The 24,080-nt window shown below is 48.4% G+C and carries 19 protein-coding genes; 9 read left to right on the top strand and 10 right to left on the bottom strand.

Annotated elements, in window-relative coordinates; translation table 11 throughout:
• Positions 1-13: 13 nt before the first annotated feature.
• A complete protein-coding gene (locus tag WBJ53_RS27590; RefSeq protein ID WP_338872297.1) occupies positions 14-1,126 on the top strand; it encodes a hypothetical protein in 1,113 nt (370 codons plus the stop codon).
• Positions 1,127-1,182: 56 nt separating this feature from the next.
• Here the strand turns inward: WBJ53_RS27590 and WBJ53_RS27585 are convergent, their stop codons facing one another.
• Positions 1,183-3,081, bottom strand: coding sequence for a DNA polymerase III subunit gamma/tau (locus WBJ53_RS27585; protein ID WP_338872295.1), 1,899 nt, complete (start codon positions 3,079-3,081; stop codon positions 1,183-1,185).
• A gap of 204 nt (positions 3,082-3,285) precedes the next feature.
• Here WBJ53_RS27585 and WBJ53_RS27580 point away from each other — a divergent pair, with 204 nt between their 5' ends.
• The 4 genes from WBJ53_RS27580 (at position 3,286) to WBJ53_RS27565 (ending at position 7,696) form a co-directional block, all read left to right on the top strand.
• Positions 3,286-4,602 (top strand): extracellular solute-binding protein, encoded by a 1,317-nt coding sequence (locus WBJ53_RS27580; RefSeq protein ID WP_338872293.1) that lies wholly within the window; start codon positions 3,286-3,288, stop codon positions 4,600-4,602.
• 51 nt (positions 4,603-4,653) lie between these two features.
• A complete protein-coding gene (locus WBJ53_RS27575) occupies positions 4,654-5,505 on the top strand; it encodes a sugar ABC transporter permease (RefSeq protein ID WP_338872291.1) in 852 nt (283 codons plus the stop codon).
• Positions 5,506-5,589: 84 nt separating this feature from the next.
• Positions 5,590-6,399 carry a carbohydrate ABC transporter permease gene (locus tag WBJ53_RS27570; protein ID WP_338872289.1) on the top strand — a complete coding sequence of 270 codons (810 nt, stop codon included), beginning with the start codon at positions 5,590-5,592 and terminating at the stop codon, positions 6,397-6,399.
• A 10-nt stretch (positions 6,400-6,409) separates the two neighbouring features.
• Positions 6,410-7,696 carry a hypothetical protein gene (locus tag WBJ53_RS27565; protein WP_338872286.1) on the top strand — a complete coding sequence of 429 codons (1,287 nt, stop codon included), beginning with the start codon at positions 6,410-6,412 and terminating at the stop codon, positions 7,694-7,696.
• 172 nt (positions 7,697-7,868) lie between these two features.
• Here WBJ53_RS27565 and WBJ53_RS27560 read toward each other — a convergent pair whose 3' ends face one another.
• The gene (locus WBJ53_RS27560) at positions 7,869-8,681 is read right to left on the bottom strand and encodes an ion transporter (protein WP_338872284.1); all 813 of its coding nucleotides are present in this window, start codon (positions 8,679-8,681) and stop codon (positions 7,869-7,871) included.
• A 508-nt stretch (positions 8,682-9,189) separates the two neighbouring features.
• On the opposite strand from WBJ53_RS27560, the gene WBJ53_RS27555 reads away from it, so the two are divergent.
• Positions 9,190-9,909: a GNAT family N-acetyltransferase gene (locus tag WBJ53_RS27555; protein WP_338872282.1), complete on the top strand. Its 720-nt coding sequence runs from the start codon at positions 9,190-9,192 to the stop codon at positions 9,907-9,909.
• An 86-nt stretch (positions 9,910-9,995) separates the two neighbouring features.
• Here WBJ53_RS27555 and WBJ53_RS27550 read toward each other — a convergent pair whose 3' ends face one another.
• From WBJ53_RS27550 to WBJ53_RS27520, 7 genes are all read right to left on the bottom strand, one after another.
• Entirely contained in the window at positions 9,996-10,871 is an 876-nt protein-coding gene (locus WBJ53_RS27550; RefSeq protein ID WP_338872280.1) for an SDR family oxidoreductase, read from the bottom strand.
• A 7-nt stretch (positions 10,872-10,878) separates the two neighbouring features.
• Positions 10,879-11,877: an NAD-dependent epimerase/dehydratase family protein gene (locus WBJ53_RS27545; RefSeq protein ID WP_338872278.1), complete on the bottom strand. Its 999-nt coding sequence runs from the start codon at positions 11,875-11,877 to the stop codon at positions 10,879-10,881.
• 50 nt (positions 11,878-11,927) lie between these two features.
• Entirely contained in the window at positions 11,928-12,620 is a 693-nt protein-coding gene (locus tag WBJ53_RS27540) for a TIGR04283 family arsenosugar biosynthesis glycosyltransferase (RefSeq protein ID WP_338872276.1), read from the bottom strand.
• A gap of 79 nt (positions 12,621-12,699) precedes the next feature.
• Positions 12,700-13,800 (bottom strand): BamA/TamA family outer membrane protein, encoded by a 1,101-nt coding sequence (locus tag WBJ53_RS27535; RefSeq protein ID WP_338872274.1) that lies wholly within the window; start codon positions 13,798-13,800, stop codon positions 12,700-12,702.
• Positions 13,801-13,860: 60 nt separating this feature from the next.
• Positions 13,861-14,622 carry a DUF4397 domain-containing protein gene (locus WBJ53_RS27530; protein WP_338872272.1) on the bottom strand — a complete coding sequence of 254 codons (762 nt, stop codon included), beginning with the start codon at positions 14,620-14,622 and terminating at the stop codon, positions 13,861-13,863.
• Between the two features lie 60 nt (positions 14,623-14,682).
• Entirely contained in the window at positions 14,683-16,203 is a 1,521-nt protein-coding gene (locus tag WBJ53_RS27525; protein ID WP_338872270.1) for a SusD/RagB family nutrient-binding outer membrane lipoprotein, read from the bottom strand.
• 83 nt (positions 16,204-16,286) lie between these two features.
• Complete coding sequence (locus tag WBJ53_RS27520; RefSeq protein WP_338872268.1) at positions 16,287-19,454, bottom strand: SusC/RagA family TonB-linked outer membrane protein; 3,168 nt, start codon at positions 19,452-19,454, stop codon at positions 16,287-16,289.
• A 397-nt stretch (positions 19,455-19,851) separates the two neighbouring features.
• Between WBJ53_RS27520 and WBJ53_RS27515 the strand changes: the two genes are divergently transcribed.
• Positions 19,852-20,994, top strand: coding sequence for a histidinol-phosphate transaminase (locus WBJ53_RS27515; RefSeq protein WP_338872266.1), 1,143 nt, complete (start codon positions 19,852-19,854; stop codon positions 20,992-20,994).
• Positions 20,995-21,027: 33 nt separating this feature from the next.
• Here the strand turns inward: WBJ53_RS27515 and WBJ53_RS27510 are convergent, their stop codons facing one another.
• Positions 21,028-22,269 carry an MFS transporter gene (locus WBJ53_RS27510; protein ID WP_338872264.1) on the bottom strand — a complete coding sequence of 414 codons (1,242 nt, stop codon included), beginning with the start codon at positions 22,267-22,269 and terminating at the stop codon, positions 21,028-21,030.
• A 118-nt stretch (positions 22,270-22,387) separates the two neighbouring features.
• Here WBJ53_RS27510 and aroB point away from each other — a divergent pair, with 118 nt between their 5' ends.
• Entirely contained in the window at positions 22,388-23,422 is a 1,035-nt protein-coding gene (gene aroB / locus WBJ53_RS27505) for a 3-dehydroquinate synthase (RefSeq protein ID WP_338872262.1), read from the top strand.
• A 124-nt stretch (positions 23,423-23,546) separates the two neighbouring features.
• The gene (locus tag WBJ53_RS27500) at positions 23,547-24,080 is read left to right on the top strand and encodes a DUF4136 domain-containing protein (protein WP_338872260.1); all 534 of its coding nucleotides are present in this window, start codon (positions 23,547-23,549) and stop codon (positions 24,078-24,080) included.

Here is a 24,080-nt window from a genome sequence, read left to right as displayed (position 1 = left end):
GACACCAACCAGAATGACGCTGAAAAAAATACTCTTTATCTTTTGTTTGCTTAGCCTGTCGGTTGTTTCGAAGGCTCAGGTGCTGACCGATCCGGCTTTTCAGCAAACGATTCTCAAAACACTGGATGCTATTTACAACTGTGAGTTTGCCGAAGCCGATGGTATGATCCGGCAAATGCAATTGCGCCACCCGCAGCATCCGGTCGGCTACATTTTGCGGGCTACCCAGTTGGAACTTCAATATCTGCCTTTGCATGAAAATAAGGCCGCTACAGCCCAGTTTGTTCAGACAGCAAACCGGGGGCTTGAGCTGGCAAAAAAAATGCTCGATAAGAACGAAGACGACCCCGAAGGTACCTTTTTTGCGCTGACTGCCCATAGCTATCTGGCTTCGCTCTACAATAACAAAGGCGAGGCCCTCAAAGCGGTTGGCGAATCGAAAAAGGCCTATAGTTATCTGAAAACGGGCTTCGGGTTAGCCAACCGGGCTCCCGACTTTCAGTTTACATCGGGTCTTTACAATTACTATATCGAACGGTATCCGATGGATCATTCGATTGTGAAGCCGTTTATGTTCTTTTTTCAGGATGGCGATATGGCGCAGGGCTTAAAGCAGATTGACATTGCCACAAAAAAAGGCATTTTTATGCGTCCTGTGGCAAACTACTATCTGGCGCATATTTATCTGAAGCACGAAATGAACCCGGCGCGGGCGTCGGTTTACACAAAATACCTGGCCGATAAGTATCCGGACAACCCTTTATTTGGGATGATTAATGCCGAAGCCCTGTTGCTGTCGGGGCGGTATGCCGAAGCGCGACCTTACGTAGAACGCCTGAAACAGATGCCGAATAAGCTGGTGCCACTGGCAGTTAATACATTCGACGGAATGCTGGCAGAGTATGACGATAAGAACGATAAGGAAGCAATGAGATTCTACGAAACCGCACTAAAGCTTCCTTTTAGTGAATCCTACACGAAAGAGTATCAGGCTTTTGCCTATTCTGGAATTGCTCGCATTGCGGCTCGCGCCAACGACCGCAACCGCGCCAAAGTGTATTATAAAAAAGCGCTGGCCGTCAGCGAATACAAGTCATTGATTCGGGAGGCAAAAGCGTATAAATGATGTCAGAATTAGTCAGAAGCGGGATTTTAACAAGATTGAAAAGATTGTTAAAATCCCTAATAGTCAACTTCCAGATTCAATACCCTTCGTAGCTCGTGCAGGGCCGGATTTTTTTCGGCCATGTAGTTGAATTTATCGAGCGAGCTATAAATCATTTTCTTCACTTCCTGAATCACCACTTTGTGTTCGATCTGAATCTGGCTGTTCTGAAGCTCTTTGCGTAGATAGCCCAGCAAATCGGGTTTGAGTTCGGTCAGAAAATCGACTTGCAACGTGTTGTCGAGTGTTAAGTGAACGGTGGTGCCGTTAAGGGTTAACTCCCGATTCAGGACAACTTGTTCCGACGTAATGTCATTCTGTTGTTTACGAAGCCGGGCAAATGTCGACCAGGCATCCTGTAGATCATCGAAGCTAAACGGTTTGTCAACGCGAACGGGCGCAGCAACTACAACCTCTTCGGTAGTTGCTACTGCTGCCTGTGCCGCACTGCTAACCAGCGGAACCGTAGGGCGCAGACGGCTATTGGCCGGACGTGTTGGTGGGGGAATGGGCGGTTTGGGCGGTGTTGTAGAAACCCCGGTAGGAGCTAAAACTGTAGCCGCCGTACCATTCCGATGAACAGCCCCGTTTGGCAAAGCTCCGTTTGTGTTAGAAACGGTTTTTTCGGCCTGATACTGATTAACAGGTTCGCTGGTGAGCGGCTGACTTTCTGTTAGCTGGCTACCACTACGGGCTGACGGCTGTTCGCTGGCTGGGCGACTGGCGTTTTTTTTTTCGTCTACCGGCTGGTTACCTGTAGGTCGATCTCCATGTGGGGAGCCATTAAGTGGCAACTCTGGCAAACTTTCCCAGTTGAGCAGATTGCGGAGGTTAGCCAGTTTCATCTGCCACAGTTCTATATGCAGCCGCTGGTCCTTAGCCTGTTTGTAGTTCATGTCGCACTGGCCGCCCAGGCTAAGTGCCGACAGCAGGAACGACATTGGTGCCCGCGCTGATTGATCGAGGTATTGCCGCCGTACGTTTTCGGTTACCTGTAGCAGTTGCACGGTTGCCGCATCTTTACAAACCAGCAGATCGCGGAAGTGGCGGCATAGGCCCACCACAAACTGATGGCCATCGAATCCTTTACGCAGGATTTCGTCGATCGTGAGCAGGCTTTGCGGTAGGTTGCCTGCCAGCAGCAAATCGGTCAGTTTAAAATAATAGTCGTAATCGAGGATGTGCAGATTATCGAGCACTTCCTTGTAGCGAATGATCCGGTCGGTAGCAAACGTAACATTCAGGTCGAACATCGACAAGGCATCCCTTAGCCCGCCATCGGCTTTCTGAGCAATCAGGTCCAGCGCTTCCGATTCGGCCGTTATGCCTTCTTTTTCGGCAATTTTGGCCAGGTGAGTGGCGATGTGTTGCGGCTGAATCCGGTTAAAATCGAAGATCTGGCAACGCGACAGAATTGTTGGCAGGATTTTGTGTTTTTCTGTAGTTGCCAGAATGAAAATCGCGTAGGAGGGGGGTTCTTCCAGCGTTTTTAGAAACGCATTGAAAGCCGCCGACGAGAGCATATGAACCTCATCGATGATATAGATCTTGTATTTTCCTGACTGGGGCGGATAGCGGACCTGATCGATCAGGTTCCGGATATCTTCAACGGAGTTGTTCGAAGCTGCATCCAGCTCATGAATATTAAATGACGCACTCTGATTGAAGCTCACACACGATTCGCAGGTGTCGCAGGCTTCGCCTTCGGCGGTCAGGTTTTGGCAATTGATTGTCTTGGCCAGAATTCGGGCGCAGGTTGTTTTACCAACTCCTCGCGGTCCACAAAACAAAAACGCCGACGCTAAATGGTTGGTCTTGATAGCGTTCTGAAGTGTGGTAGTAATATGCTCCTGCCCAACAACCGTGTCGAAGGTAGCAGGACGGTACTTGCGGGCCGAGACCACGAAATTTTCCATACTCAAAGTTAGCAAGGTCGGGGCGGATTTCAAACGGCGATTTCGGTCGGGGTACTTATATCTTCGAAAGTAGAGTGCCCCAACACGAACGACCCGCACTTCTCAGATAAGTATCTTATCGAAGACAAACGGATAGGTATAAAAAGCAATTTGTTTGGATGTTCGTACGATTATTTGTGGATTTGTCTGTATTATTACGGGTCTATGCGCCTGGATTGGAAAATAATACGTGGTTATCAACTGGGCCTTTGGTGTCTTCTTCTTGTTGGATGCACCCATAAGGTTGATTCGGACCGTCCGCTAACATTCTGGTGTTCGAACAACGCCGGGGAGATCACATTTGCAAAGGAGTTTACAACTCGCTGGCAAAAGCAGCACCCTGGCAAACCGTTGCGGTATCAGCCAATTCCCGAAGGGCAGTCGAGCGAAGAGATTATTCTGGCGTCGGTAGTTGGTAAAACCACGCCCGATATTTATGCCAATATGTGGCAGGGAAATGTGGAAATGTATGCCAAAGCAGGTGTGCTGATACCGCTGGATACGCTGGATGGCTTTCTGGATTTTATAAAGTTGCGTTGCGATAGTGCTGTAGTCCGGGAAATTACATCGTCGGATGGGCATATTTATCAGGTGCCGTGGAAAGTGAATCCGATTATGCTATTCTGCAACACACGCTCTCTCCAGCAGTGGCATACACCAACTCCACCCTATGTTTATGCCGATTACCTGAAAGCGGGCCAAGAGTTTAAGCAGGACAAAAATGGTGACGGCTATGTTGATCAATGGCTCGGCTATACCGAAGTGAAGGCAATCTGGTATCAGCGGTTGTTTAACTTTTATCCGCTCTATCTGGCCGCTTCGAACGGTGCTCCATTAATTAAAAAGACTGCCGATGGAACAATGGAGGCCGCTTTCGACAATCAATATGCCATTGAGGTGTTCCGGTTTTTGCAAACACTCTACAAAAACGACTATTTTGCCAAAGAACGCCTGTCGGCTACCCGCGACCCATTTCTGGCGCAGCGTATTGCTACCCAGTTTACGGGCCCCTGGACCGTTGAGTTTCTCGATAAATTTAAAGATCCGGGTTTCGAATATGGTATATACAGTATGCCTGTTCCCGGCAATCATACAGGACCTGTTTATACCTATGGCGATCCGAAAAATATTGTCATTTTCAACACCTGCCCCAATCCGCAGCTTGCCTGGGAGTTTGTGAAAACACTGGTCGACAAATCTGGCGACTTACGGCTGATGGAGCTGACAGGGCAGTTTCCGCGTCGGAAAGAAATTGATACCGATCCTTATTTTGCTGGTTTTCTGGCCAGGAATCCACGGTTGAAGCCATTTGCGCAACAGACGCGCTATATCAAAGGTGTAGATAACTGCGAACTGATTGTGGAAGTATTCGATATTATCTCCCAGGAGTACGAAGCCTGTGTCATATTCAACAAAAAAACGCCCGAAGCGGCCATCCACGATGCCGCCAAAGCGGTAAACGTATTATTAAAGAGTGAATGAGCGAACTCTTATAAAGCAGAGCTCATTCACTCTTTCGCTCTTTCACTCTTTATGAAAAAGTGGACACCTTATCTGCTTGTTTCGCCCTACATTTTGCACTTTTTAGTGTTTGTAGCGTTTCCGGTAGTTTTTTCAATTGTGCTGACGTTTCATCGCTGGAACATCATTTCGCCGATGCAATATGTAGGGCTTGCTAACTATGAGCACCTGCTGAATGATCGGTTGTTCTGGCAGGCGGTTTGGAATACTCTTCGGTTTTTGATGGTGCATATTCCGCTGCAAATTGCAATTGCTCTTACATTGGCCGAATTGCTAAACCGAACTATTCGGGGAGTTGCGTTTTTTCGGGCAGCGTTTTTTCTGCCTGTTATTATTTCGGGCGTTGTCGTTACAATTTTATGGCAGCAACTGTTAAGTTTCAACTCGGGAGTGCTGAACCGGATGCTTACTGCTCTGGCGCTGGGACGGATAGCCTGGCTCGATGATCCCGACATAGCCATGTACTCGATTGCGGTAATGGCTACCTGGAAAAACGTCGGATTATATACTATTCTGTTTCTGGTTGGGCTGCAATCGGTACCCATACAATACTACGAAGCCGCTGAGCTGGAAGGGGCTACCCGCTGGCAACAGTTTCGATACATAACCTTCCCGATGATCAATCCCACTATTTTTACGGTGGTTGTTCTCTCTACAATCGGTGGGTTTTCGCTTTTTGTGGAACCATATATTATGACCGAAGGAGGGCCAATGAACACAACCCTTTCGGCCGTGATGTACATTTATAAACAGGCATTTCAATACTACCACATGGGCTATTCGGCTACGCTGGGTTTTTGTTTTGCTCTCATTATTTTGTTTGTCGTAATCATTCAGCGCCGATATGTTGAACAGGAAGTGTGAGTTGGTTTACGGTTGCTCCGCACGAGAAGGATGTAAGCCAATAGGCAGAGCAACCGTAAACCGAAAATCATAAACCGACTCCCCATGAACGCTCTACTACGCTACCTACTGCTTTCGCTGGCGGCATTGTCGTTTGTTTATCCATTTATCTGGATGGTAAGCGCATCGCTGTCGTCAGAAAGTGGGCTCGGCGACGTGTTGTTGTGGCCGGTTGGTTTTACGTGGGAGAACTACGTAACCGTTTTTACGAAAATTCCGCTCGACCGGGCGTTTCTGAACAGTTCGCTGGTTGCCATACTGACCACTGGCCTGGTGCTTATATCGGGCGCGATGGTTGGCTATGCGCTGGCGCGTCTTGAATTTTTTGGGCGAAATCTGATTTTTTACCTGATTATTTTCACCATGACGCTGCCTTTCCAGATTACACTGATTCCTAACTACATTACTATCGTAAAGTTTGGCTGGATCGATACCTACCTGGCGCTCATCGTTCCCTTTGCGCTTAATTCGTTGTCGGTTCTGTTGTTTCGGCAGGCCTTTCAGGCATTGCCACAAGCGCTAATCGATGCGGCCCGAATGGATGGCGCTGGTGAGCTGAGAATTATTTTTCAGATACTCATACCCAACTGCCTGCCTACCGTTCTGACCATTACCATTCTGACATTTATGGGTTTGTGGAACGAAGCGCTCTGGCCATTGATTGTTATCCGAAACGAATCTACTATGACAATGCCCCAGTTGGTAACGTTGTTTTCGGTAGGAGGTCGGGCCGAAGGACAATTGGGGGTTAAAATTGCCGCTGCTGTTATTCTGGCTATACCAATCGTGCTATTATATCTGTTTTTTCAGAAACACTTTATTCGAAGCATGGCGTCTTCGGGTTTGAAAGACTAAGCTGCAACCTATGCGATTGTTGATATTTATTCTGCTTTCGTTGGTTGGTGAAACGCTTTGGGCTCAACCGCCAATTCAGAAGCGGTATGTTAATCTGGCTCATTTCAATCACCTCTACCAAAATGTTACCCTGGAAAACGGAGTTGAGGTCGGAACCATATACATCTACTGCGAAGCACCCGATTATAGGGTGATCAGCGACTTCGATGAAGGGTTTACCTGCGTAGATGATGTGTCGCGGGCGGCTATGTTTCTGTTGCATGAACCAGACTTATCGGCCGATCAGGACAAGCAACTCAAACTACAGAAAATGACGGAGTTTGTGCTACAGCTTCAGGCAACATCGCCCGATTCGGTGGCGGGCTATTATTATAATTTTCTGTGGCCACAACGGACCATCAATAAAACATTCAGAACCAGCATTGCCAGTGCCAATTTCTGGTCGTGGCGAGCGTTCTGGTTCCTGACCGAAGCCCACCCGTATTTTTTAAAGCATAACTCGCTGCTGGCTGAGCGGATTGGCAAAGCCAATGAGAAGCTATTGGCCGTAATGCTACGGGATTTTGGCGCAAAGCCTGCAACCTATACAACCATAAGAGGAGTGCAGGTGCCAACCTGGCTGCCATTTGGCTCGGGGTCCGACCAGGCGGCTATCATGTTGCTGGGTTTGCTGAATAGTTATTTGCAAAAGCCAGATTCGAACGTGCTCAAACTGATTGAACAGTTAGGAAACGGTATTGTGGCAATGCGTTTTGGCGGGCCAGGCCAGTTTCCCTACGGCGCTATCCTGAGTTTCGAAAACTACTGGCATGCCTATGCTGCCGACCAGTCGTATGCGCTACAGCGGGCTGGTAAACTGCTCAACAAGCCCGAATGGCAGGCCGTGGCCCGGCAGGAAATTAACCTGTTTTATCCGTATCTCATTCGGCAGGGGTATATGGAATCATTTGAACTGAAGCAGGTTGGCAATGAACGACGGTTGTTTAAACGGGGACAGTTTCCGCAAATTGCCTACGGTATTCGCCCAATGATTTCGGCCGCTCTGGAAGCCTATGAGCAGACCCGTGACCTTAAATATGCCGATATGGCAGGTCGGCTGGCGAGCTGGTTTTTGGGTAAAAATGCGGCAAAAACACCTATTTACGATCCAGCAACCGGCCGAGGCTACGACGGAATTTTGTCGCCCAAAAAGGTGAATCCGAATTCGGGAGCCGAATCAACAATCGAATCGCTGTGGGCCTTCCAGCAACTGGAACGCTATCCGGCAGCATTGAAAGCACTGGAAAAATACAAATGAAAGTTTTAGAATCTGTTTGCGTTCAATCATACTCTCAGACTATAGTCAGATGTATGCCGGACAGAGACCCGATTCCCCTTGAACGTAGTGAATACTAGCCCCGACAACTAGCCCTGCTAAGCCCAAATCACTAACTATTCTTACATACAACTTTCTGTAGCTAGTATCCTAATTAATTCGGAGACGCTGAAATCTCTTTACCGCAATGAGGGCAATAGGTTATCTTCGGTTTTTTCTGTACCCGAATGTGCTCATTGAAGCCCGATACCAGAATACCGGTCGGGAGAGCAAACAAGCCAATACCCATAATGGCCGCAATACCGCCTAACAATTTACCCAGCGGGGTTATCGGATGAATATCGCCATAGCCAACGGTGGTCATGGCCGAAACACCCCACCACATCGTTGCCGGAATACTCGAAAACTTGTCGGGCTGAGCCGGATGCTCTACATAATACATGACACTAGACACAATGATGAGCATAAAAATGACCAGTATTGTGCTGAGAACGAGTTCTTCTTTTTTTTCGGCGACCACGCTCTGGATCAGGCGGAACGCGTGCGAATAGCGCGAAATTCGGAACAGACGGAAAATTCGGAATAGTCGCAGAATCCGAACAATGGCCAGATCGGTGGCAAACAGCGAGAAATAGAAAGGAAAAATGGCCAGAAAATCGATCAACGCCGAGCCCGAAACCATATACCGAACCCGTCCCCAGAACCAGTGCCGGTATTTGTCATTTTCAACACAAACCCATAGCCGGAGTATATATTCGATTGTGAAGAATATGACGGAAAAGAGCTCGAAATCGTAGAACAACCGCGCAAATCGTTGATTATACTCTGGCACGGTATGGAGCACAATAGCAATGGCATTGAGCGTAATAATGCTAATAAGCACTAAATTGAAAATAAAACTTATACCCCGGCGTTTTCCTGCCGAAATCTCAAGAATGCGGTAGAGCGATTTGCGAAGTTGTAACATACGCTGTACGGTCGGTAGAACTGCAAGCTAATCATCAAATATTGAACTTGCGAGTAAGAAAGTTATAAAGCCATTTTTGGGCATAGAAATTTTTGTATTTAAGCCATGTGGCCATTCTTTTTATTGCCATTGGTTGTTGTAGTAGAGCACTTATGCTGAAACATTAATATTGATTTTTCCGCGAAAACACGTTCTTTTTCGAGTGAGTATGAACAATGTTTTGGCCGTTCCCGAACTATCCTAAAAAAAAACCGTTATACTATTGCAAGAGCCGGATAATCTATCTAACATTGTTCGCTTTTTCAGCATAACACCGATGGCAAAGCTCGTTTACATACCGACCTTCTTCCATACTACGCCATTTCGGTCTAGGTCCGAAAGGACCATATCACTTTGTTTGCCTATGTGGTAAACCTTTTCCGCCTTTTTTCTCGTTTTATTCATCTTAACAAACCTGTACGGATTACGCCGTCTCCGTTTGCGGTTTACTGACCGCCTTTTAACGACGATGATTACGCCCGAAATAGTAAACGATCAATACATTGTTCAGGTTGCCAACGAAAATCATTTGCGGTTGGCCGAAACAATTTGCCATGAAATGGAAGAGAGTGCGAAAGCACGAGGCACAGGCATTGCCAAACGCTCGCCCATCTATGTCATGGAAAAAATGCTCGAAGGCAAAGCCATTATTGCCCTGACGCTTTCCGGCGATTGGGTTGGGTTTTGTTATATCGAAACATGGGAGCACGGCAAGTTTGTCGCTAACTCTGGTCTTATCGTTCATCCCGATCATCGGAAAAGCGGTATTGCTACTCGTATTAAAGCCAAAGCATTCGAACTTTCGCGGAAAATGTTTCCCGATGCGAAAATCATTGGCATAACCACGAGCCTGGCCGTTATGAAAATAAATTCCGATCTGGGATATCATCCGGTCACTCTCAGCGAGCTGCCTGGCGATGAGGCCTTCTGGAAAGGTTGTTCGAGTTGTACTAACTTCGATATTCTGACGCGCACGAACCGTAAGCACTGCCTCTGTACGGGTATGCTTTATGATCCGGAAGAACATAAAAAAGAAGAAAAAACAGAGAAGTGGAATTTTCTGAAAGAATCGAAATTATATGAACGCTGGATGCGGATTAAGGAACGTATCCTTTTGCGCCTGAAACCTACTGACCGTTCGCGTACGCGCCCACGTAAGGCAAACCCCGAGCTGGAATCAGTAGCATAATAAATAGCGCCGGAATAATCATGGAAGCTCCTGACAGTCTTGTTGGGAGCTTTTTTTTACATTGCTATAAAACAACGCCATCAGCTCTATTCGTAGTAACGTGCCCAATGTTTCATTGTCCAGAGCACAATGCGATCGGCCAAACGCGGAAAATACCGATTCATTAAATAATTGAGATTACCTGCCGGCGACAGAATCGTACTCTGGCGACGGCGACGGATATGCCCTAACAGGGCCTGTGCTACTTCTGTCTGCGTCATTTGCCAGCGCGGATTTCGATAGGCTATAGGTACAGGCTGGCCAGTAGCATTCAGCACTCGTTTGTCGGGATCATTTTCGGTAAAACCAATATGAATAACCCCAAAATGGATACCGGTCGTATGGAGTTCGAGTCGAAGTGTATGAGCTAAGTTGGCCAGTGCCGCTTTGCCTGCACAATAGGCGGAGCCGCTGGGCATACCATTTAGCGCCGAAATGCTTGAAATGAACGTAACGCTACCGGCCGATTCGGTCAGATAGGGTAGGGCGGCTTTAAGTGGAAAAACGGCACCATAGACATTGCTGTCCAGTACCCGTTGAAAGACTTCGGGAGCAAGATCGGCAAAATAGGCCCGCATGGAAATACTGGCGTTGGTAATAAGAATGTCAATTCGGCCGTATGCCTGGATGGCTGTTGCCACTAAGCGTTCCGATTGGGTATAATCAGTAATATCGGCCAGACAACTGACTACAGAATAGCCGGCCTGTTCGAATTCGATTCGGGTGTGCTCCAGCCGGTCGAGATGAAGCCCGTTCAGCACCACCGACGCTCCCTGCCGACACAGTTCGCGAGCCGTAGCGCGGCCAATGCCAGACTCCGAACCGGTTACAATGGCTACTTTGCCTGCGAAAAATTTTCTGGGAGATGAAGGACTCCGTTGCTGTTTTTTCTGTTCGATCCCAATAACGGTTGCTGGAGGCAATTCAGAATCAGTTCGTACGCTTGAGGTAATTGTGCTGTTCAAACCAGTCAAAAGCCTGTTTAACGGCCATACGAATCGGTGTTTGAGGTAAGTTGAGTGCATGAATTGCTTTCGAAACAGTAAAATAATGCCCATCGTTGGCCACCATAGCCATAGCCGAATTGAGCAGACCTGGGCGACTCAGAAATCGGCTTTGCCACTCACTCAGATGCCCAATAAATGTAGCCAAAACGGGCGGAATTGAGAAGGTTGGTTTCTGAATCGTTACAACCTCCGATACAAGCGTAAAGAATTCATTATAACTCAGGTTTTCGTTGCCCAGTATATAGGATTCACCCACAGTACCCATGGTTAAGGCATTGACAGTTGCCTTGGCTACATCGGCAACGTGGACATAGTTTTTACCACCTGCCGGAATGCCAGCTACCTGCCGCCGATACAGAGCCAGCAACAAGGCGTTGGAAGTTATTTTGTAATCGAGCGGACCAATCATAAACGTTGGGTGGACCAGCACTGCGGGTAACTCATCGGCGCGAATAGCTTCCATAACAAGGTTGGTAGCAGCCCGTTTACTGTCCATGTAGTCGAGTCCATAGCGTTGGCCCATATAGGGAAATGTTTCATTGCCCGGATGGTCTTTAGGACCAAACCCAAATACATTGGCAGTGCCAACAAATACTAACCGGTCAATATGGCCCTGAACAGCAGCGGCTAAAACAGCCGCCGTACCGCTGATGTTGGTATCGACAACGGCGGCCGAACGAGCCGGATTGACCTGAGCCAGTGCTGCCGCATGGATCACATAATCGCAACCATAGGTTGCGGCCCGCACATTCGCCAGATCCCGAAGGTCGCCTTCCCAAATGTCGATGGGCAGGCCGTTCAGAACTTGTCGGTTACTGCCCGGACGCACATACGCTCTTACGGCATAATTGCGGTACAGTAACTCCCGGCAAAGATGACCTCCCAAAAAGCCATTCGCACCTGTCAGTAATACTGTTTTCATAGCATATACAAATGAGGTCTATGAAGCGAATGGGTTTGTATTGAATCTATTTAACTATTCTTCAACATGCGTTTGTAAGTCCTGGCAATCCGTACGGGAGGAATATCCATGAAAAACATCGAAAAAGCAGTCAGGTTGGCAATCTGTACACGGAGCCAACTGTTGGCTTCGTACTTGCGGGCCGATACAATAACGTCTTTAGGAATAATGCAGAAACTGGCAATTTTTCGGATACGAACAATCATATCGAAGTCTTCCATCACAACATAACGCTCCCGAAATCCGTCGAGCCGATCAAACAGCAATCGGGTAATGAACAGTGTCTGATCTCCTCCCCGACTCATTAGCCCGGCAAAACGGGTTCCGTAGCTGTTCAGGCGCAGAAGCGGATGAGAGGAGGCAAACCTGAACCGGTAACACCCGGCTTCATAACCAGCACTAACGGCCTGCAAAATGTCATGCACAAAGTCGGGGTGAACCCGAACATCGGCATGGACAAAATAGAGTATATCGCCGGTGGCAAGGCTTGCGCCGTAATTCATCTGATTGGCTCGCCCCGAGCAGGGAGCGATCACAACCCGAGCCCCGGCGTGGCTGGCACGCTCAACGGTTTGGTCGGTGCTTCCTCCATCTACAACAATAAGATCGGCCAATTTCTGCTGTCCATATAGCTGTAGGTCGTGCACTAACCGACCAATGTTTTCGGCTTCGTTTACTGTTGGAATAATAACACTGAGCGTCATAATCGGCTAGATTGTCGGTTGCCTGATACCGTATATAAACGACTTACCGGATACGTTAATTTTCTACTTTTCTGCTGGCCTAAAAAGCTTCTCCAATGGTTAAGTAAAGCCCTGACGACTTGTGGCCAAACCCATAATCGGCCCGAATGTTCAACCCTTCGTTATTAATCCGAACCCGCAGCCCTGCCCCATACGCCGTTTTAATAGCATCGGCTCGAAATAGCTTTTCGGCATCTCCGAGCATTCCTGCCGACCCGAAGACAACGCCTGTCAGTCGTTTCCAGATATGAACGCGTAGTTCTGTCTGAAAGAGGGTCATATTCTGATCTCGAAAGCGGCCTTCATAATACCCTCGCATTCGTTTGGTACCGCCCAATAATGACATGCCATTAAAAGGAGCGATTCCTCCCGTAATACTTACGACATAATTGAAAGCCGCGATTGCCCGACTACCCAATTTTTGATAAAAGGATACATCGGCAACATAGCGGTTATAACAAAAATCGCTGCCAATTCCCTGACCATGACCCAGGTACGAAAAATCGGCTACAAGGCCTTTGGATGGATAAAACACATTGTCTCGTGTGTCGTAAAACAAACCCAGCCCAGCACCTGCCAGGCGTCCGCCCTGCCCGCCCGGTACGGTGCCGCTGGCCAGAAGTCCGCCCGGCTCGACAGATACAATCTGGTAGTTTTCAAATTCATAGCGTAAGCCTGCATAGAGGTGAGGTTGTATTCGGCGTAGGGCATTCAGACGGATACGCGGAAAATTGACTTCGTAGTTTTCGCGCGGAACTTCGTGCTGGCCAACGCCAAAAAAATTATAGTTGTAACGATAATAGCCAGCTTCGCCGTAGACATAGTACATATTTTGGTCGTAGAAGACCTGAAAGGGCAGAAACAGCAGAATTTGGCGGTTTTGCGTGTATGCTGCCAGAAGCATTACGTTTGATGGGCGCGGCTTGTCGGGCGCTGAACCGGCAGGGCGCAACTGCTGGTTAGCCTTGTTGATGAGGGCATAATCTCGCTTAAATCGAAAGGTTGCCGATGCCGCCACACCATAGGCAAAGCGTGTTTCGGGCGTATAGTAAAGAATTGGGAGTGGGAAAATGCTGAACGGTTTTATGGCAGAATCGGGAGGGGCGATTAAAGCCGTAAGTAAGAGGTACACGGTGAGCATAAAAAAAGGGTCTTCACCTACATACGAGTGAAGACCCCGAAAGGTTTAGCCGTGCTATCATTATCGGTTGGTAGAACCGGTCAGGTTCACTGCTTTAGTGCCTGTTCCGCCAACAATACCTCTGGCAATGTAGGTATAGAACCGACCCGCATAGGGCTGGAGAGTTGTGACACCAACAACGGTTGTGGTTCCGGTAAGCCGGAGCTGAACCGGCACGGCCGTTGCGCCATAGGCTATAGTTGGAATGGGCACAAAAGCTGCTGTGCTCTTTAAGGGGGCAATGCCACTGACAATTACCGTACCATTGACGGCCAGGTCGTAGGTGGCACTGGCATCGGCTCCCGACACCAGATTGATCAGACGAACATACGCTTTGCTGGCATCGGTAGCGGTCAGGTTATCGGTCAGCACCAGACTGCTGTAGGTCGGTGCGGTTCCATACAGGAAAACCGAATAATAGGTATTGTCCTGTGTGGTTAGGTCGGTTGTCGCCAATGTTAGGTCTGAACTGGCCGTAGTGCTGGCCGGAGCTACAATTTTGACTTTTGCAGTACCGGGGGTTAATACGGCATAATCCAGATTAGGAAACGAATTGGTATAGCTCAGCGGGAGCGAAGTGGCTGGAGGAACTGTGTTGACGCCCGAAAATTTCTGGTCGTTTACATAGATATCGATGCCCGCCACATCGGGAGCGACATGGTAAAACTTCACCCGTGCGCCGGTTGCCGGGGCTACCGAATTGAGGAAGTTGGCTTTGTCGCCACAGGCAAACAGCAGCAGACCAGCACTGAAAAAAAGTATCGATTTTAAGAGGTATTTCATGAGTTGAAAGTCAGTAAACAGTTCCTGTAAGGGCTGTTCGGTCTTGCAGGAACTGTAGAGTTATTTCTGAGAAAACCACGGTTCAACAGTATGATAATCGAGAGCATTACCGCCGTATTTGTCGAGTGAGGCCCGGTTCCAAACGTATTCTGAGTTGTAGCGAGGCCGCACCCGATAGGCCAGTTTGCCGTTGTTGTCGGGGAAAAGCTGGTCGGCTCCGGGGGGTGTAAAGCCGGTGTAAACCTCCGATGAATAGTGATACCGGCGTAGATCGACCCAGGTTTCAATAATGCCATGGCCAACCAGCGCCAGGTATTTTTGCAGCATAATATCACTGATTTTTAAGTCGCTGGCCAATTGGGCCACGGCCGCGCTGGCCAGGTATTTTGCCTTGTCGGTTGCCGTTACACCCGCATAATCGAGAGATGCCCCAATGCCAGCCTGATAGGCACTCAGCGCTGTGGCTTTATCGCCTTTAATGAACGCTGCTTCGGCTTTGATAAACTGAATTTCGGCGTACGTTAGAATCGGAAAGGAAGCGCCATCCTTATAAATGTATTTTCCCTGCGTTGCGCTTGTGATCTGGTTCGATACTTCGCCCCAGAGCGTAGGAATCCGTTTGGTATTATTGTTCACATTGTTCGGATCGCCCTGCGTAGGAACAACACCGCGATAAATACCATCGGGTGAAGCCGTTGTCAGAATGAGCTGACGAGGGTCGATAATACCCTTGAACACACGTCCGTCCAGCAAACTAACCAGAAAATCGCTTTGCCGGTAATTGCCCAGATTGCTACGGGTTGGGCCGAAAAAGTTGGCCAGCGACGAGTTGCCCCCTGCCGTAAACGGAACATTAAAGTTGTCGGCATTGCTGGCCAGCGATTTGTTACAATAGTCGATTACCTGATCGGGGTTATAGGAGCTTTTGTTGCTGATGTGGTTAGCGTTGCGGGCCAGTATGCCATACACAAACTTGATCCATTTGCTGCGGTCGCCACCGTAAACCAGATCGCCCCGGGCCAGCGATGCCTGCGATACGCTGCCATCGGTGCGATTCAGATCCGTGATGGCATCCTGAGCCAGTTGTTGTACGTATGCATACACTTCTTCCTGCGTATCGTAGTCGAATACGTAACGGTTGGGCTCGAAGGCTTCTTTCAATATGATTTCGCCATGATAATCGGTTGTCGTTTGCCAGCTCCAGGCGAAAATAGCTTTGGCCGCTCCACTGTAGTCCCATTTCTGTTTGGCACTGGCATCGTTGAGCACGAGCTGAATATTCTGGCCCAGGTTCCAGTAGTGTGTCCGCCAGATGTTTCCCGCATTATCGGAACCAGCATTGTAGCCCATCCGATCCCAGGTTTCATTGGCCGAAGCATCGTTCCAGTTTTGAACGTATTTTCCAATAAAGCGGGAGTCGAACTGCTCACCAAATGCCATATTAGCGAACATGGGCGGTAGCAATACATAGCCTTCCGCAATCTGCGGATTCGATGGGTCGCGGTTAATATCAAGGTATTTTTCACAACTGCTTAGTGTAAACAGACTTAGTAGCAGCGTGAATAGTGTTAATCGTTTCATTGATGCTATGATAGATGGTGTATGATCTATGATGTAGATACAGGCTCAGGCTATACGTCCTACATCATATCGCCTATTATGATTTAGAAGCTAACTCGCAAACCAGCCGATAAGCCACGGGGAACCGAAAGCGTACCGTAGTCGAAACCACCCGCACCAACACCGCCCGACGTTGCTGTAGTGCCGTTTACGTTGGGGTCGGCTCCGGTATAGTTTGTGAGCAGAAACAGGTCAGTGCCATTCACGAACACACTGGCTTGTTTGAACACCTTGGTGCGGCTCAGCACCGACGAAGGCAGCACGTAGCTGATTGTTACGTCGCGCAGCCGTAGCCAGTTGATGTCTTTCTCCACGAATTCAGATTCTGGAATAGAGTTGAAATAATCGGTGGAACGAAGCGCCGGAATAACCTGAATCGTGTTGGCGGTTGGCGTGCTGGTGTCTTCTTTCCCATCGCGCAATACGCCTTTAACAACAACTGGCGTGTCGCGGTCGAGGGTTTTCTTGCTCAGTCCCGTACGCCAGAGGTACATAGCCGTTCCATTGAACACATCGCCCCCTTTCCGAATGTCGAGCAGGAATGATAAACTCAGCGACTTATAGCGGAACGAGTTGGTCAAACCAATCGTGAAATCGGGGTTACGGTCGCCAATGGGCAGAAAGTTTGCATTTGTGATGGGCAAACCATTGGTGGGGTTTATCAGAATATCGCCGTTCTGGTTGCGGGCGTAGCTGTAGCCGCCAATGGCCGTAGCCGATCCACTACCGCGCTGGTAGTAGTTGAAGTTGTAGCTTTTATAGGCCGAATTAGTGCTGGGGAAGTAATCCTGAAGATTATTCACGAACGCACTGGCGCGGGCGTTTCCGTATAGCCACGTGTCGGAGTTATAATATTCCGGCACATCGGCAGGCAGATTTTTTACATCTGTTTTTAGCTTTGAGAAATTCAGAATAATATCCCAGCCAAAGTCCGATTTTTTCACCGGCGACCCTTTCATCTGGAGCTCTACCCCCCGGTTATTGAACGTGCCACCATTGAGCAGACCGAAAATAAAACCCGTACCGTAGCTCAGCCGTTGCGTTACGATCTGTTGCGAGAGGGTTTTGTTATAGTAGGCAAAATCAAGACCGAGTCGACCGCCAAAAAACATTAACTCTGTTCCCAACTCATAACTTTCTCCACGTTCGGGTTTCAGGTTCGGGTTGCTGCCGTAGAAATCGTAGGCAAAACCACCACCCGTTGAGGTTTGTGGAACCAGCGTTGCATTAACTTTGTAGGGAGGAGCATCGCGACCAGTCTGGCCATAGCTGGCTCGCAGCTTTCCGTAGTAAAAGATATTGCCCCGGTCCTTAAACATTTGCAGATCAGAGAAATTGAAGGCCAGTGATGCCGCCGGATAGAAGAAACTCCGGTTGGCAGCAGGTAGAGTCGACGACCAGTCGTTTCGCCCGGTGAGGGTCAGAATCAGCAGTTCATCGTAATTAAGGGTCAGGCTTCCCAATACACTTTGCAGCCGCTGCTGGGTCTGTGTGTATTTATTCCGCTGCGTAGTTGGATCGGTGTTGTTGGTCGAGTTGAAATCGGGCAGATACAGTTTTTCGCCATAAGCCGTCGTAACTTTATAGTTCCGATCGTCGATAGTTGTCCCCAACAGCAGCGAAGTGCTTAGCTTACCGAAATTTTTCTTAGCCGTAGCCAGCAGGTTTCCGTTCAGCAACTGGTTGTTTTCGAGCGCATTTTCAACCGAGCCTTTTGTCGAGTAGCCACCGAGCGTTACGTCGGTACCCTGCCACGATTCGGGGCTCAGGAACAAATTGCTCTGGGTCGAATAAATATCAGCCCCAAATCGCGCTGTCAGATTTAGCCACGAAAACGGATTGTAGTTTAACTGGAAATTTGAGATAGTCCGGTTCGTTACGTCGCCACTTTTGTTCTTGTTGATCGAGAAAAATGGGTTGTCGGGCTCACCCTGACTGATGCTCCCCAGCAGAATCCGGCGCGTACCGTCTGGATTAAGATAATTGGTAATATCGTCGTTGGCAGGCCAGCTCAATAAGCCAAGCAAAAAGCCATTGTTGCCGCGAATGGCTTTCGTAACCTGCGAATTGACATAGTTGAAGGAGGTCATCACGTCGAGCTTCGGACTAATTTTAGCGGTTCCGGTTAGCCGTACCGACAGGCGTTTGTAGCCCGTAGTTGGCACTACGCCCGACTGATTGGTGTAGTTGGTCGACAGTCGGTATGTTGCGTTGTCAGTTCCTCCTTCAATGCCGAGGTTATGCACCTGTGTAAATCCTTTCTTGAAGAAACTATGCACATTATCATAAATGGGTGCATCGGCCGGATATTTAGGGCCAAAATACGTAGTTGCGTTCGGGTTGGCATAGCCAAGCGTACCGCGTCCGTAGGTAGTTTGAACTTCGGGGAATCGATAGACCTCCAAACTCTGAAAGCGGTTGTCGTATGTGACACGACCGGGACCTTTCGCGCCTTTTTTGGTGGTGATCACAATGGCCCCCGACGATGCGTCGATACCATAGAGTGCAGCCGCTTCGGGGCCTTTCAGGACCGTAATGCTTTCGATATCGTTCGGGTTAATATCGGCCGCGCGATTTAAGTAGTCGTTATCGCGGTTAGGTCGGTTGGAAACCAGTGCGCCCTGATTGAACGTCCGGTTGTCGATAGGTAAGCCATCGACAACGAACAAAGGTTGGTTATTTCCACCAATAGAACTGGCTCCGCGTAGCTGAATAGAAGCTGAAGCTCCCGGTGTGCCTGATGTAGTGGTCATGGTAAGGCCAGCAACCCGGCCCTGAAGCCCAATCAGGAAATTGTCGCGTTGGGCATTCGAAATATCAGCGCCTTTTACTTCACTTACCGTATAACCCAATGCGCGTTTCTCCTGCCGGATACCAAGAGCCGTTACTACAACTTCGTTCAGTTCAGACGACGATTCAGCCAAACTGATATTGACCTGATTGCGAGAGCCGACCTCTACGGTCTGGCTTACCATTCCGATCAGACTGACTACCAATGTGGCATTGGAACCGACCGAAAGTTTAAAGTTTCCGTTACCATCGGTGGTAGTACCCCGTGTAGAGCCTTTAAGCTGTACGTTAGCGCCGGGTAGTACTGTACCGTCAGTTGCTGAAGTGACTTTGCCCGTGATCACACGATCCTGAGCATAGGTTGTCGTCAGTACTGAAACCCCAAGCAAGAGGAGAAACAGACTGCGTACACATGTTTGCATATGCAGAATAAGATTAGGTAATATGAGATATTAAAAAACTATTAATGAAAAAGGGCTCAAAAATGAGGTTAAATCTGTAAATAAGCAACCGTATAGAATAAATCGGTTATTAATTTTTTTCAATAGAAATTAAGCGGGAAAAAATAGTCGTAAAGTTGGAGGATGATTTTAGTTTTCGTATTTAAGTAAAAATTTTATAGAGGCCTACGGTCTATTTTATGAAATTTTATTTGACGATTGAGCTGTTTTCTTATCTTTGTTAAATCGAAGTTGGTACAACAAAACAATTCCCCAAATTGAGTTCTACACTAGCTATTTATTGGTAGAAATCGATTTTGAATCAGGTTAATCATTGTTATTCTCCGTATTCTTTTTGTCCAAATACCAACGCTCTCCTATGGCAATCAATCGTCGTGACTGGCTCCGTGCCAGTATGTTATCTGGCTTAAGTCTGGCTGCTGCACCAGCGGCTTTCTGCGAACCGGAGCCAGAAATTCCTGCTGGCTATAAAGCTCCGAGGGGCGGAGTTTTAAAGGCACGTCTGTCGGCTAACGAAAATCCGTATGGCCCCTCACCAAAAGCGTTGAAAACCATCACAGAGGCAGCTCCGGATGGCTATCTGTATGCAATGGAGTATGCCCGGCAGTTTCGGAAACTAGTGGCCGAAACAGAAGGCGTTCCCGAAGATCATATTTTGCTGGGCGCTGGTTCGGGCGAATTACTGACGGCTGCTGCACTGTGGGCTGCCTATCGTCCAAATGCAGGACGGGCTATCGTTGCTCCAGACCCAACGTTCGACGCGCTTCCCCGAACCGCCATAAAGCACGGGATTACTATGGAGCGGGTTCCGCTGGTTGCGGCTGATGGGTACGATATTAATCTGAACAAACTAAATGATCGGATTGGTAGCCAGACAGGTATGGTATACATGTGTAATCCTAATAACCCAACCGCTATCATTGTTGATCCGTCGAAACTACGGGCTTTCTGCGAAGCAGTTGGTGCAAAAACACCAATTCTGGTCGATGAGGCTTACATCGATTATACGCCCGACCCGAAAGCGTATTCGATGGTCGATATGGTGAAAAAAGGCAGCAACGTGATCATTACCAAAACCTTCTCGAAGGTACATGGCTTTGCGGGCTTACGAACGGGGTATATGATTGCGAAACCGGAGCTACTGGAGCAGATCAGCAAATTTGCTACTGGCGGTGGCTGCATCAGTATGACTACCTTACGGGCGGCCATGGTTAGCCTTCAGGATAAAGACTTCATTAAGTATTCGCTGGGTAAGGCCAAAGAATCGAAAGACTATCTGCTGGGTGTATTAAAACAGCATAGCTATGAGCCACTGCCATCGGGAGCGAACTTTGTTATGTTCCCAATTCGGATGAAAGGCGAAGATTTCGTTGGTCGAATGATGGAGCAGGGGGTTAGCATTCGCCAGTGGAAGTTCGATGGGCAATACTGGTGCCGGGTCAGCCTTGGCACGATGGACCAGATGAAAGCCTTTGCCGACGGGTTGAAGGTGATTTCTTAATTCAGTTTACAGTGCTCCGGAGCACTGTAAACTTCAGTTGATAGCCACTGGTCGGGTTGGGTCGATTCGGAGCCAGAGAAGCGCACTAACCAGCAGACACCCTGCAATCATGAACAGCGGATAATTGAAATTATTCGTTTGTTCGACAATAATGCCGAACAGGATCGTAATAAAGAAGCCGCCCAACTGACCGGCAAAATTCATAGCACCAGCTACGACACCTGCATTACGCTGGCCAATATCGACACAAACGGCAAAGGCTACCGGTAGGGCCAGATCTTTTAGCAATACACACACCGCAAGCAGATAGCCCGCCGTTTGGTTATTAGTTGTCAGGCCAGCCATCAGGAAGAAGAGGCTCGACAAGCCCAGCCCTCCGATACCTACAGCCCTACGGCCAATTTTGAGTCCATACTGTTTGGTTAGCACATCGCTCAGAAAGCCGCCCGTAATACAGCCAATGGCACCCAGAAAATAAGAGAGCGAAATAAACGTCTTCGTGTCTTCTTCGGTCAGCCCTCGCCCTTCCTGAAAATAAACCGACGACCAGTTGGTGAAGAAATACGACCCATAAAAAAACAGGTGACACATAAGCATCAGTGCCCATAAATCGGGATTACGAAGGACGTTTTTCCAGGGGATCTGATGATCGGAGTATTTGATTTTGCGCCCGCGTTCAATTTCCAGAACTTCTTCGTCGCTGATGCCTTCTTTGGCGGCTGGTTCATCGCGAAACCAGACATACCAGGCCGTAGCCCACAAAATACCAACAATTCCCAGTATTCCAAACGACCAGCGCCAGCCAGCCCAGTGCACCAGCGGAATAACCAGCAGGGGAGTTAAGGCACCCCCTAATCGGCCGGCCGCCCAAATAACAGACTGTGCGCGCCCGATTTCAATGGCCGGAAACCAGCGGGCAATAACAATAGACGCATTGGGGTAGGCACCTGCTTCTCCGGCACCAAAGAGGAATCGAATCAGCAGCAACGAAATAAAATTGAATGCCGTACCCGTTAGTGCCGTAAAGCCAGACCACCACAGCACGACGCGGGCCAGAATACGACGCGGGCCAATTTTATCGCCGAGCGAACCGGTCGGCATTTCAAATAAAGCATAAGAGAGCGAAAAAGCACCGAGTATCCAGCCAAATTGCTGATTGTTCAGATGTAAATCAGCTTTTACATACTTGCTGACTACGTTCATACAAACACGGTCGAGGTAAGTTATTGTTGAAAGCAAGAATAACCCCGTAAGAACGCGGTGGCGAAACTTCATTGGCAGGAAGGTATAGGTTAAGTCTGAATAGAAATACAAAGCTATACGTTTGGTCGACAAAAAAAATACTTAGGGTAATACTTACACATTGACCGATGACTTGCTGTACTTTTACGGTATGTCTACAGTACGTATCGCTCCCATTGCCGAAAGCCTGCCTGCTTTCCTTGACTCTGCCGATTTTTCGGCCGTAGCTGTCATTGCCGACAATCATACCTTTCGGTATTGTTACCCTGAGGTAAAAGCCCTCTTGCCGAAGCATACGCTCATTCGGATCAAATCGGGTGAAGAGCAGAAGCACATTGCTACCTGCGAACTGATCTGGGATGCGCTAACTCGTGCCAGTTTCGATCGGCATTCGCTGGTGCTGAACCTTGGTGGCGGTGTTATTGGTGACATGGGCGGCTTTTGTGCGGCTACATACAAACGTGGCATTGCCTTTGCGCAACTGCCCACAACCTTATTGTCGCAGGTGGATGCCAGTGTAGGTGGAAAGCTGGGAATCGATTTTCGGGGCTATAAAAACCATATTGGCGTGTTTCAGCAGCCCCATATTGTGCTGATTGATCCAGCCTTTCTATCAACGCTTCCAGAACGTGAACTGCGTTCGGGTTTTGCCGAAGTGATCAAACATTGTCTTATTGCCGATGCGGCTATGTGGGATGAGATTCGTCGGCGCGACCTGGCAGAGCAGGACTGGTCGCTGCTGGTGGCCCATTCGGTAGCCGTAAAGCAGCGGGTTGTGGAGCAGGACCCCACCGAAAAAGGGCTGCGGAAAATTCTGAACTTTGGTCATACGCTGGGCCATGCCGTTGAAACGTATTTTCTGACCCAGCCCCGGAAGCGATTATTGCATGGAGAAGCCATTGCTGTTGGCATGGTGGCCGAAGCCTACATGGCCTTTCAGAAAAAGATGATCGACGAAACGCTACTTTCTCAAATCGAAGAGTATGTGTTTTCCGTATATGGAAATATACGACTAACAGAAGCAGATACCGAACCGATTCTGGCGCTTACCCTACAGGACAAAAAGAATCGCGGAAATCAGGTTCGGATGGCGTTGCTGGATGGCAAAGGCAGTTGCACGTTTGATGTGCCGGTAACAACGGCCGAAATGCGCCGGGGACTGGCCTTTTATAGTGGACTGACGTAATATAAAAATTTCGCCGTAGCCTATTGTTTGCCAAACAATTACGTTTATATTTGAGTTCGAGCAGAAGAATGATTTCACTACTAATTATCCTAGTATATTCATTAGAACCTTTACGAGCTGGAGTATGAAAAAGTGCATTGGTTTTTTGTTTGCATTGGCAGTAGTTGCTATGGCGGGCTGTTCGCCCAGTAGGCTGTTTGTGGAGCATGATTATAGCTACGAAGGCCATTTTAAAAACTACGAATCGTTTAATTTTCTGGAGTGCGAATTTGTTGATTCAACATTATTATGCTCCGACATTCAGGATGCGATCCGTCATCAGATGGAGGCACGCGGTTATCGGGTCAGCAATCGTAACCCAAACCTGTTGATTTCCTACAACATCTTCCGCTCCGATCTGCGGTTTCGGGGCTATCAGCAGCCAGTTATCAAAGATTGGGTTGTTCGGGAAGATGACGATGCAACCTACAAACGTATAGACTACAATCTGGACGAAGGGACATTAATGATTTCGCTGATCGATGCCGAGTCGTATCAGGTAATCTGGAAGGGATATGCGTCGAAGATGATGCGCAACCCGAACTTTAAGAATAACTACTTTAAAGGAATCGTTCGATCAATTTTTGATCAGTATCCGCTAATGGCGGCTGCGAAATAA

It is taken from the genome of Spirosoma sp. SC4-14 (assembly GCF_037201965.1).
In the GTDB taxonomy this organism is placed as follows: domain Bacteria; phylum Bacteroidota; class Bacteroidia; order Cytophagales; family Spirosomataceae; genus Spirosoma.
This window is presented reverse-complemented; position numbering and strand designations above follow the sequence as displayed.

What these genes read in the sequence shown, in the direction of transcription:
- WBJ53_RS27590 (WP_338872297.1), top strand. Translation starts at nt 14, where the DNA reads ATGACGCTGAAAAAAATACTCTTTATCTTTTGTTTGCTTAGCCTGTCG.
- WBJ53_RS27585 (WP_338872295.1), bottom strand. Translation starts at nt 3,081, where the DNA reads ATGGAAAATTTCGTGGTCTCGGCCCGCAAGTACCGTCCTGCTACCTTC.
- WBJ53_RS27580 (WP_338872293.1), top strand. Translation starts at nt 3,286, where the DNA reads ATGCGCCTGGATTGGAAAATAATACGTGGTTATCAACTGGGCCTTTGG.
- WBJ53_RS27575 (WP_338872291.1), top strand. Translation starts at nt 4,654, where the DNA reads ATGAAAAAGTGGACACCTTATCTGCTTGTTTCGCCCTACATTTTGCAC.
- WBJ53_RS27570 (WP_338872289.1), top strand. Translation starts at nt 5,590, where the DNA reads ATGAACGCTCTACTACGCTACCTACTGCTTTCGCTGGCGGCATTGTCG.
- WBJ53_RS27565 (WP_338872286.1), top strand. Translation starts at nt 6,410, where the DNA reads ATGCGATTGTTGATATTTATTCTGCTTTCGTTGGTTGGTGAAACGCTT.
- WBJ53_RS27560 (WP_338872284.1), bottom strand. Translation starts at nt 8,681, where the DNA reads ATGTTACAACTTCGCAAATCGCTCTACCGCATTCTTGAGATTTCGGCA.
- WBJ53_RS27555 (WP_338872282.1), top strand. Translation starts at nt 9,190, where the DNA reads ATGATTACGCCCGAAATAGTAAACGATCAATACATTGTTCAGGTTGCC.
- WBJ53_RS27545 (WP_338872278.1), bottom strand. Translation starts at nt 11,877, where the DNA reads ATGAAAACAGTATTACTGACAGGTGCGAATGGCTTTTTGGGAGGTCAT.
- WBJ53_RS27540 (WP_338872276.1), bottom strand. Translation starts at nt 12,620, where the DNA reads ATGACGCTCAGTGTTATTATTCCAACAGTAAACGAAGCCGAAAACATT.
- WBJ53_RS27535 (WP_338872274.1), bottom strand. Translation starts at nt 13,800, where the DNA reads ATGCTCACCGTGTACCTCTTACTTACGGCTTTAATCGCCCCTCCCGAT.
- WBJ53_RS27530 (WP_338872272.1), bottom strand. Translation starts at nt 14,622, where the DNA reads ATGAAATACCTCTTAAAATCGATACTTTTTTTCAGTGCTGGTCTGCTG.
- WBJ53_RS27525 (WP_338872270.1), bottom strand. Translation starts at nt 16,203, where the DNA reads ATGAAACGATTAACACTATTCACGCTGCTACTAAGTCTGTTTACACTA.
- WBJ53_RS27520 (WP_338872268.1), bottom strand. Translation starts at nt 19,454, where the DNA reads ATGCAAACATGTGTACGCAGTCTGTTTCTCCTCTTGCTTGGGGTTTCA.
- WBJ53_RS27515 (WP_338872266.1), top strand. Translation starts at nt 19,852, where the DNA reads ATGGCAATCAATCGTCGTGACTGGCTCCGTGCCAGTATGTTATCTGGC.
- WBJ53_RS27510 (WP_338872264.1), bottom strand. Translation starts at nt 22,269, where the DNA reads ATGAAGTTTCGCCACCGCGTTCTTACGGGGTTATTCTTGCTTTCAACA.
- aroB (WP_338872262.1), top strand. Translation starts at nt 22,388, where the DNA reads ATGTCTACAGTACGTATCGCTCCCATTGCCGAAAGCCTGCCTGCTTTC.
- WBJ53_RS27500 (WP_338872260.1), top strand. Translation starts at nt 23,547, where the DNA reads ATGAAAAAGTGCATTGGTTTTTTGTTTGCATTGGCAGTAGTTGCTATG.